The following is a 1,790-nucleotide window of genomic DNA, read 5'->3' on the forward strand; positions in this document are numbered from 1 at the left end:
CGCCGCCGAACCTGCGTGCAGCTGACGGCGGAGGGCCAACTGGCCCTGGAGGACATCAAGCAGTCTTTTCTCCGGGTCGAGGAAGTGCTTCAGGCCGAAGCTGGGATGACCGACCCCGAGTGGCACACCCTGGTGCGTCTGCTGAGGAAAATTCCCGAACGGGAATCGCAGGAGTAGCGCCGGACAGCGGGTAGGCAAGGTGAAAGTAGCTTCGCCTGCTCGGGGTGCAGGATTTTGGGGGTGGGAGTAAAGCTGCGTCAGGTAGACCTGAGGGCAGGGTTGCTACACTTTCATGGATATGCCCATCAAATTTGGCACAGACGGCTGGCGCGACATCATCGCCGAAGACTTCACCTACGCAAACGTTCGCACGGTGGCTCAAGCCCATGCTCAAGCTCTGCGGCAAGGTGGCGGCAAGCTGGTTATAGTCGGGTATGACACCCGCTTTCAGGGTCCAGGTTTCGCCAAAGTCGTAGCGCAGGTTATGGCCGAGCAGGGCCTTGACGTGCTGCTTGCCCAGGACTATCTGCCGACCCCGGCCCTGTCTTTTGCGGTCGTACACCACCACGCAGCGGGTGGGGTCATGATTACGGCCTCGCATAACCCTCCCCAGTACAGCGGGTACAAGATCAAGGGCAGCTACGGCGGCAGCGCAACACCCGCCACGGTCAAACTCATTGAGCAAGCCCTGGAGACTCCGGAAGGGTACGCGGGTCCACGTGGACAGGTCAAACCCTTCGACATCCGTGACGCCTATTACGCCCAGCTGGACGCACAATTTGATCTGAATATTATGCGGGCCTACCAGGGCAAGGTCATTCACGACGCGATGGGTGGCGCGGCCTGCGGCTGGCTCACCGGTTATGCCAGGCACGCTGGGCTGAAGCTCGACCTAAGCGAACTGCATGGCAAGCCCGATCCGATGTTTTACGGGGTCAACCCTGAACCTATTCCGCAGAACCTGAGCCAACTGATGTCACTGCTTGCGACACAAACGGGTACAGCGCTGGGCGTAATCACCGACGGTGACGCTGACCGGGTCGGCGCGGTCACCGCTGGCGGAAAATTTTTCAACAGCCACCAGATTTTTGCTGTGCTGCTTAAGCACCTGCACGGGCGTGGAGTGCGGGGCAGGATTGTTAAAACCGTGTCGGGCAGCAGGGTGATCGATTTGCTAAGCCAAAAGCTGGGCCTCGAACTGCTCGAAACGCCTGTAGGTTTTAAGTACATCACCGACGCCTTTCTAGAGGGGCAGCAGGACGAAAGCAAGGCCGTTCTGATGGGTGGAGAGGAATCCGGCGGGCTATCGTCACGCGGGCATATTCCGGAACGCGACGGGCTTCTCAACAGTCTGCTGATGATCGAGGCCATCGCCGCCAGTGGCAAGAGTCTGGATGAACTGTTCGCCGATATTGAGGCCGAGGTGGGATTCAAGCACCACTACGACAGAAACGATCTGCATCTGAGCGACACCTTCGATAAGGACCGTCTGCTGACCGAAGCAGCGCAGTACACCGAAGTGGCCGGGCAACTGGTCGAGGGCGTCAATAAGCGCGACGGGGTCAAACTGACCCTCAGCGGGGGCGCGTCGGTCATGTTCAGGGCGTCGGGGACGGAGCCGGTGGTGCGCATCTATGTCGAAGCCCAGAGCCCCGAAGAGGTCAAGGCTGTGCTTGACGAAGCGACCAGCCGGGTCAAAGCCCTCGACCAGCACTGAGAGGCTGTCTGAGGCCCTAACCATGGGAAATGTTTTAGGCTTTAACGGTGGAACGCGCAGCTTACCCTAGCGA

1 protein-coding gene is annotated in these 1,790 nt (G+C 59.7%); it reads left to right on the forward strand.

Annotated elements, in window-relative coordinates:
- The first annotated feature begins 298 nt into the window (after nucleotides 1–298).
- Entirely contained in the window at nucleotides 299–1,717 is a 1,419-nt protein-coding gene (locus QZ269_RS13005; RefSeq protein ID WP_291427122.1) for a phosphoglucomutase/phosphomannomutase family protein, read from the forward strand.
- The last annotated feature ends 73 nt before the right edge of the window (nucleotides 1,718–1,790 follow it).

Source organism: Deinococcus sp., assembly GCF_018260405.1.
In the GTDB taxonomy this organism is placed as follows: Bacteria; Deinococcota; Deinococci; order Deinococcales; family Deinococcaceae; genus Deinococcus.

Excerpts from the sequence above, each read along its gene's own strand:
- QZ269_RS13005 (WP_291427122.1), top strand. The coding sequence starts at position 299 with ATGCCCATCAAATTTGGCACAGACGGCTGGCGCGACATCATCGCCGAA.